General features: G+C 62.1%; 11 protein-coding genes. 6 read left to right on the forward strand and 5 right to left on the reverse strand.

Features of this window, described 5'->3' with window-relative positions:
• Positions 1 to 9 precede the first annotated feature (9 nt).
• The 6 genes from AC1DS6_RS23770 (at position 10) to AC1DS6_RS23795 (ending at position 3,956) form a co-directional block, all read left to right on the forward strand.
• On the forward strand, positions 10 to 420 hold the full coding sequence (locus tag AC1DS6_RS23770; RefSeq protein ID WP_477103280.1) for a hypothetical protein: 411 nt from the start codon (positions 10 to 12) through the stop codon (positions 418 to 420).
• Positions 413 to 904 (forward strand): glycoside hydrolase family 24 protein, encoded by a 492-nt coding sequence (locus AC1DS6_RS23775; protein WP_477103281.1) that lies wholly within the window; start codon positions 413 to 415, stop codon positions 902 to 904. The genes AC1DS6_RS23770 and AC1DS6_RS23775 overlap by 8 nt, the downstream gene beginning before the upstream one ends.
• On the forward strand, positions 901 to 1,299 hold the full coding sequence (locus AC1DS6_RS23780) for a ubiquitination-like system serine protease family protein (RefSeq protein WP_477103282.1): 399 nt from the start codon (positions 901 to 903) through the stop codon (positions 1,297 to 1,299). The genes AC1DS6_RS23775 and AC1DS6_RS23780 overlap by 4 nt, the downstream gene beginning before the upstream one ends.
• Positions 1,293 to 1,694, forward strand: coding sequence for a hypothetical protein (locus tag AC1DS6_RS23785; protein ID WP_477103283.1), 402 nt, complete (start codon positions 1,293 to 1,295; stop codon positions 1,692 to 1,694). Before AC1DS6_RS23780 ends, AC1DS6_RS23785 begins: the two co-directional genes overlap by 7 nt.
• Positions 1,691 to 1,948: a hypothetical protein gene (locus AC1DS6_RS23790; protein ID WP_477103284.1), complete on the forward strand. Its 258-nt coding sequence runs from the start codon at positions 1,691 to 1,693 to the stop codon at positions 1,946 to 1,948. Before AC1DS6_RS23785 ends, AC1DS6_RS23790 begins: the two co-directional genes overlap by 4 nt.
• 988 nt (positions 1,949 to 2,936) lie before the next feature.
• Positions 2,937 to 3,956 carry a hypothetical protein gene (locus AC1DS6_RS23795; RefSeq protein ID WP_477103285.1) on the forward strand — a complete coding sequence of 340 codons (1,020 nt, stop codon included), beginning with the start codon at positions 2,937 to 2,939 and terminating at the stop codon, positions 3,954 to 3,956.
• 196 nt (positions 3,957 to 4,152) lie between these two features.
• Here the strand turns inward: AC1DS6_RS23795 and AC1DS6_RS23800 are convergent, their stop codons facing one another.
• The 5 genes from AC1DS6_RS23800 to AC1DS6_RS23820 all read right to left on the reverse strand — a co-directional run.
• Complete coding sequence (locus AC1DS6_RS23800) at positions 4,153 to 4,467, reverse strand: hypothetical protein (RefSeq protein ID WP_477103286.1); 315 nt, start codon at positions 4,465 to 4,467, stop codon at positions 4,153 to 4,155.
• Positions 4,467 to 4,754, reverse strand: a complete 288-nt coding sequence (locus AC1DS6_RS23805) for an XRE family transcriptional regulator (protein ID WP_477103287.1) — start codon at positions 4,752 to 4,754, stop codon at positions 4,467 to 4,469. The genes AC1DS6_RS23800 and AC1DS6_RS23805 overlap by 1 nt, the downstream gene beginning before the upstream one ends.
• A gap of 35 nt (positions 4,755 to 4,789) precedes the next feature.
• A complete protein-coding gene (locus AC1DS6_RS23810) occupies positions 4,790 to 4,966 on the reverse strand; it encodes a hypothetical protein (protein ID WP_477103288.1) in 177 nt (58 codons plus the stop codon).
• A gap of 76 nt (positions 4,967 to 5,042) precedes the next feature.
• Positions 5,043 to 5,708, reverse strand: coding sequence for an SOS response-associated peptidase (locus AC1DS6_RS23815; protein ID WP_477103289.1), 666 nt, complete (start codon positions 5,706 to 5,708; stop codon positions 5,043 to 5,045).
• Positions 5,698 to 6,000 (reverse strand): hypothetical protein (locus AC1DS6_RS23820; protein ID WP_477103290.1); only part of this gene is annotated, 303 nt, incomplete at its 5' end. The genes AC1DS6_RS23820 and AC1DS6_RS23815, both read right to left, overlap by 11 nt.

Genomic DNA, 6,000 nt, shown 5'->3' on the forward strand with positions numbered 1-6,000 from the left:
GGGTCACAAATGTCCGAACCAATCAGCGGCGGTGCCGCAGCGGGGGCCGCTGGCGCGGCTGCATTCAAAGCAATCGGCGGTACTGCCGGCGTGGCGGCCGGCGCCAGCGGCCTAGCCGCAATCGTGGTGATGATCATGATGCGACCGCGCAGCACGGCGGAATGGGCTGTGGCGCTCATCTCGACGGTGGTGTCGAGCGTGGGCGGCGGGGCGGCCGTGGTCCAGCACTTCAGCCTGCATGCCTGGACAGGCGACTACATCGGGCTGGTCGCTCTGTTCGGGCTGGTCTTCGCCTGCGGGCTGCCCGGCTGGGCGGTGGTGCGCTGGCTGTTCAACTTCATCGAGCGCCGGCGCGACAAGGACCTGGCCGAGGTGGCCGAAGACGTGCGCGATGCAGTAACGGGAGGCAATCATGGCTGATATGGACACTCCGAACATCCGGCCGTTTCTGGACACCATCGCGGTGTCCGAGCTGGGCCTCGTACTGCTGGCGAAGTCCGACAACGGATACAACGTGCTGGTCGGCAGCACGCCGGACAACCCGCTGCTGTTCCGTAGCTACGCGGACCACCCGCGCAAGCTGATCCAGGTCCGGCAGAGGAGCGGCAAGGTGATCCCCAGCACGGCGGCTGGGCGCTACCAGTTGCTGGCTCGCTGGTATGACCCCTACAAGCGCCTGCTTGGCCTGACCGACTTCGGCCCGGCGTCGCAGGATCGCATCGCCGTGCAGCAGATCCGCGAGCGCCTGGCGTTGCCGCTGATTGCCGCCGGCCGGTTCGACGAGGTCGTCGCGCGGGTGCGGAACATCTGGGCCAGCCTGCCAGGCGCCGGCTATGGCCAGAACGAGCACTCGCTGGACTATCTGCGCGGCGTGTACGTGAAGGCGGGAGGCCTGCTGGCATGAGCGCGCTATCGAAAGTTCTGCGGCAGCCTGCCGCAGGCTGCCTGGCCTTCTGGTGTCCGGGTTGCGGCATCTCTCACACGATCCAGCATGGCGACGGGCCGGGCCCGCGCTGGGGTTGGAACGGTGATGTCGAGCGGCCGATCTTCAACCCCAGCGTGCTCGTGACAGGCAGGGATTTCACCGAGGCAGGCGAGGCCGAGTACGAGCAATGGATGGCCGCCGGATGTCCGCCGCTCGATGGGCGCCAGTTCGACAGGCGCGCGATCGTCTGCCATTCGTTCGTTGGCTGCAACGGAGCGCAGCCCGGCGAGATCGTCTTCCTGGGCGACTGCACGCACGCGCTGGCGGGCCAGGCCGTGCCGCTGGCCGAGTTTCCGGAGGGATGGGGATGCTGACCCTACTGAAATCGATCTTTGCCACGCCGCAGCGCATCCTGTGCGCCGCCGTGCTGATCGTTCTGGCGCTGGCCGGCGGGTCGGTCTGGTTCTATCGCGGCGAGCGCGACAGTGCGCGCGCTGAGCTGGCGCAGGCCCAGATCGACCTGGACAAGGCCAAGGGCGACAACCAGGCGCTGGCCGGATCTCTGACCGCCCAGAACGCCGCGGTGGCTGTCCTTGAGGCGCAGGCTAAGCTGCGGCAGTACCAGGCAGCGAAGGCCGACGCCGAGGCGCAGGCAGCCCAGTCCAAATACACGCTGCTGGCCGGCAAGATCCAGGCGCAGACGCCGGGCGCTGACCAATGCGCCTCGCTGCACGCGCTGCGGCAGACCTTCGTGAAGGAGCGCCCATGATCCGCGCGCTGATGTTGTGCCTGGTACTGGCCGGCTGCGCCGCAACCCCGCAGGTGATCGAGAAGCCCGTGGAGGTGAGGGTGCCGGTGGCCGTGCCGTGCAGGACGGCGGAGATCCCCGAGCCGGATTGGCCGCTGGCGAATGTGCCGGAGACGGCCAGCGACTTCGAGTTCTTTCGCGCGGCGCTGGCCGAGCTGCTGTTGCGCGCCGGCTATGAGGTCAGACTGAGGGCGGCCGTGGCGGCGTGTCAGTGAACATCCATCCTTGCGACAGATGGAAAAAGGGGTGTAGGCCGGGGAGTTGCGCCTACACCCTCGAGGAATGGCAACGGGGGTCAATCTGTCGCCGTTAAAGATTATGATGCGTTGCATCAATTTCCGTACCCTTCCGAGGAAGGGAGGCGTAGCGGAGGAGGGGAAACGGATGGCGTATCTGGAGACCGAGGTACGGGCCCGGCGAAGTGGTCACATAGACGAACATTGGGGGTGCCGGTCGCGGAGTGGGGCTCGCTCCTGAGCATCGCGCGGCCGGTGTGGGTGCATTCTCAGGTGGACGCCGGAGCCGACGTCTTCACGAAGGCCGCACGGCGTATGAATTACGATTAGAGCTTGCCGGTAGCGGTGCAACGCTGGTCGGAAGTGGCTACTTCTTTGTGAGCCAGCGGCGATCTGACAAGGTTTCTGGGTACCCTAGCCCTTCTCTCTCCTCTCTCCGAGAAACAAGTTCGACCTTGGGTCCGACTGGCCCGACAAAACGGACCGTACCCTCACCAATTAATCTCGCCAACGCAAACTTGAAATCGTCGGCCGTCGTTGCTTGGTTCCAATGTAAGTAGGCATCATACAAGTGTCTTACATCTTGGTTGTGCTGGAACAGCTGGGCCAAGATGAATGCTCTTTCGTGGTGATAAGGTTCCATGACTGATATTCAGGATGTCTCATGCTGGCATGGTTCCTTCAGTGCTACTCGCCACAAGATGGGGGGTGTGGCTTTTTGAACTTGGTGCTCTATCGGCCGAAGGGCCGGTGCACTAAATACCCCTTGGGTGGGGCTTGCGCGGAGCCCACAAATTGCGCTTGCCGACGTGCTCAGCCGGGTTGACCAGCACGCGGTAATCCTGGCTGAATACGCTGGCGCCGCCCGCATCGCAGGCAACTGCGAGCGAAGCGCTGACTCCAGAGATTGATTTGGGCGCTACTTCTTAGCCGCCACTATCGATGGGGCTTGCGGTGGGGCGAACACATGGATACATTTGCCGCGACTATTAAATTTTCAATGAACATGCCGCCATTTAATTGTTTGCTCGAGGCAAAACTGTATGCAATCGAGATGCATTGCAGTGGAGCGCAGGCCGCAGCGCAAATACCCGATGTCGTGTGGGGCGCGCTGATCGCTGGGGGCATTTCCTTGTTGACCGTTGTGGCTACGCTCGTAACAAATGCTTGGCTTCAGCGTGAAAAGATGCGACAGGAATCGACGCAGCATGCGCAGAAACTCGATCACGAGGTCACGCTTAACCAGCAGAAGCTAGACTCTGATGGCATCGAGAAAGGGCGAGATCGACTTCACACGCTGAGACGGGAGGTCTACCTTCCGGCGGTGGCAGCGTCATCGAAGATTCCGGTTCTTATTGGCAAGCTTGCTCTCCCGTCCACTGACGATCTTATCTTGAGTCAGGAAGTCGCCCAAGAGATGACGGTCGTAGGGAGGATCGCAGCCGTTGGCTCGCTTGAGCTTACAGAACTCGTGGTCGAATATACGGTGGCTGCTGGCAAGATGCTGGCCGCTATGCAGCAACTTCGCCCCCCTCTCATGGTAGCTAACAGCAACCTTTTGCACTTTCAAGAGCAATTGCGCAGAGCCGATGATGCCGTCGGGAGTGCATATCAAGAGTTCGGCGCTCTTAGACGTCGTGGCGGTAGGCCAGAGGAGCTAGATTCGCTCCGTGTCGAGATCGAGCACACTGAGAACATGCAACGGTTTTGGCGCGCTGAAATGAAGAAGGCAAATCTTGCTTTGTGGCGTGCTCAGCTTGCCTTGATGACGGAAATTCGCAATCAAATGGAGAGGTTTGCGCCGCTTATGCCAAAACTGATAGCTGCGCTCAGATCGGACATTGCGCTTCGAACTGATGAAGATCGACTTGAGGAGATATATGGCCGAGCAAGATCCCAAGCCCTCAAGATATTCAGCGACTCTATCGAAATGCTTGAATCCCTCATTGCTCGGGCGGAGTTGGACTCGGCCGTTGCCGATCAATGAGCATTCCAACCTAGGCCGCACTCTATCGAGCGCTGTTGGCAGTCTGGCGCGGGGCCGGCTCTACTGTCATCTTCTCGGCAGGATAGGGCCGCATGAAGCTCCGCGCCCGCTCCGGATCCCTGCACGTCAGCCAGTGGTCGCACCAAGCGCGCCGCATATGAGCTGCGGCTGGAATGGCTTTAGCAGGCCGTGACTCTCAATTTCCGCCGCGTTGGGAAATGAGCTCTATGCCCTTGGTCATGGCGTCGATGATGGCTACGGTTGATTCCGCACCCATCGCCACGACGATATGGCCGCCTCCGAACGGAGTGACCATGATGCTCAGGAGCTTGTCCCCGGCCTGAAAGTCTTCGATGGCCCGCGTGACCGCAGATCCAAAGCCGATTGAGACGTCAGGGTCATCGATTCGACCAGCAGACCAGGCGAACTTGTTGTTCAGGCTCACGCCGATCAGAAGCCGCTCTTTGACGGGCAGCTGTTCAATTTCGGTGAACGCTTCGAAGATATTCATCAGGCTTGGCCCTCATGATTTTCGGTGTCGCCGTGCAGGTCTATCTCTGCACCGATCTCACGCATACGGGCCAGCACACGCTCCAATTCTTCCGGCGAGAGGGCAAGGCGTGCGGCGCCAAAGAAGAGCATCTGGGGGGCCATCTCGCGCGGCTGCACGCCGCCGGTGTACTTGCGCCACTGCTGGCCTCCGGCCACGCCGAATAGCTCGGCCATCTGCTCGCCCGTGCGGTCCAGATCGTTCTTAAGCTGCTGCAAGTCTGTGGTGGAGGGGGGGGTATAGCGCATAGAAGAAACCCGCCTTGCGGCGGGCCGGTCTTGGATTAGTTGAAGAACTTCGCGAAGGTGAAGGCTGCTGCCAACAGGCCGGTGGCCCAGATCACCGGATACCAGCGCGTCTCGCGTTGCAGCTTGGCGGCTTCGGCGTTGAGCTTGATCGTCTCAGCCATCAGCTTGCCGATTTCTGCTTCGGTCTTCAGGATGTCCAAGGTCTTTTCCATTCGTGTCGTCCTTTCGGGTTCCGGGCTGCGCGGTGCGCTACCTCTGAGACGTATTTTAGCACCAAAGGGGCTAGTGTCAAGGGCCGTTTGAGGCTTTTGTGCCTGGTGCGCGCGGCGCCGGCTCGGCAGCCATCAGCTCGGGCGGGTAGGGCCGGATGAAGCTACGCGCCCGCTCCGGATCCCGGCAGGTCAGCCAGTCGTCCCATTCCGCCCGCGGCACGATCACGATCATCCGTTTTTCCTCGCCCGGAGCATGGAAGCGGTTCATCAGCGGGTGCTTGTCGGAGTTGATGGTCAGCATGGTGAAACTGAACACCTCGGCCCCGGCCTCGCCCGGCCATGCCCGCCACAGCCCCGCGATCGCGAACTCGGGTTCATCCTTCAACCAGATCCGCCAGCGGACCGACTTGGGTCCGCCCTCGTAGTTCGGCTCGTAGAAGCTGGTGGCCGGTACCAGGCAGAGCTGGCCCTTCTTCCACGGCCCGGAGAATGACCGCTTTTCGCCCACCGTTTCCGACCGCGCGTTGGTGGTGTCGAACTTGGCCACACCCGGCGGGATTCGCGTCTTGGGCACCATGCCGAACGTCCCCACCAGCGCCTGGCGCGCGCCGTCCCCATTGCCCACGATGATCGGCGCTGCATAGTCCGGCCAGGCCTCCGACGGATACTCGAGCGGCGGCGGCTCGACGCCGAAGACGTCGCGCAGCAGCTGGCGCTGCACCGGGGCGTAGTTAGTGCACATCCTCATCTCCTGGCAGGGGCGTGAGCGGCAACACCCGGCGCGCCTTCTCCGAGACGCGCCGGTGCTTGTCCTGCGCATCTTGCCACGTTGCCGAGGTGAAGATCTTGTCGATGCCGCCGCCGACCAGGTGGGTCAGGAAAACCGGTTTGTCGGTCATCGTGTCCGACCATGGGCAGAAGCATGTCCAGACGCGGGCATCCTGCTCGGGAAGGTCAGTGCGCAGCACGAAACGTTTGAACCAGCCCCTCAGAAATTCATGATGGGCGTTCCCGTCCAGCGTATGGGCCGGCTG

The sequence above is a fragment of the Cupriavidus sp. 05L310 genome (assembly GCF_056398185.1).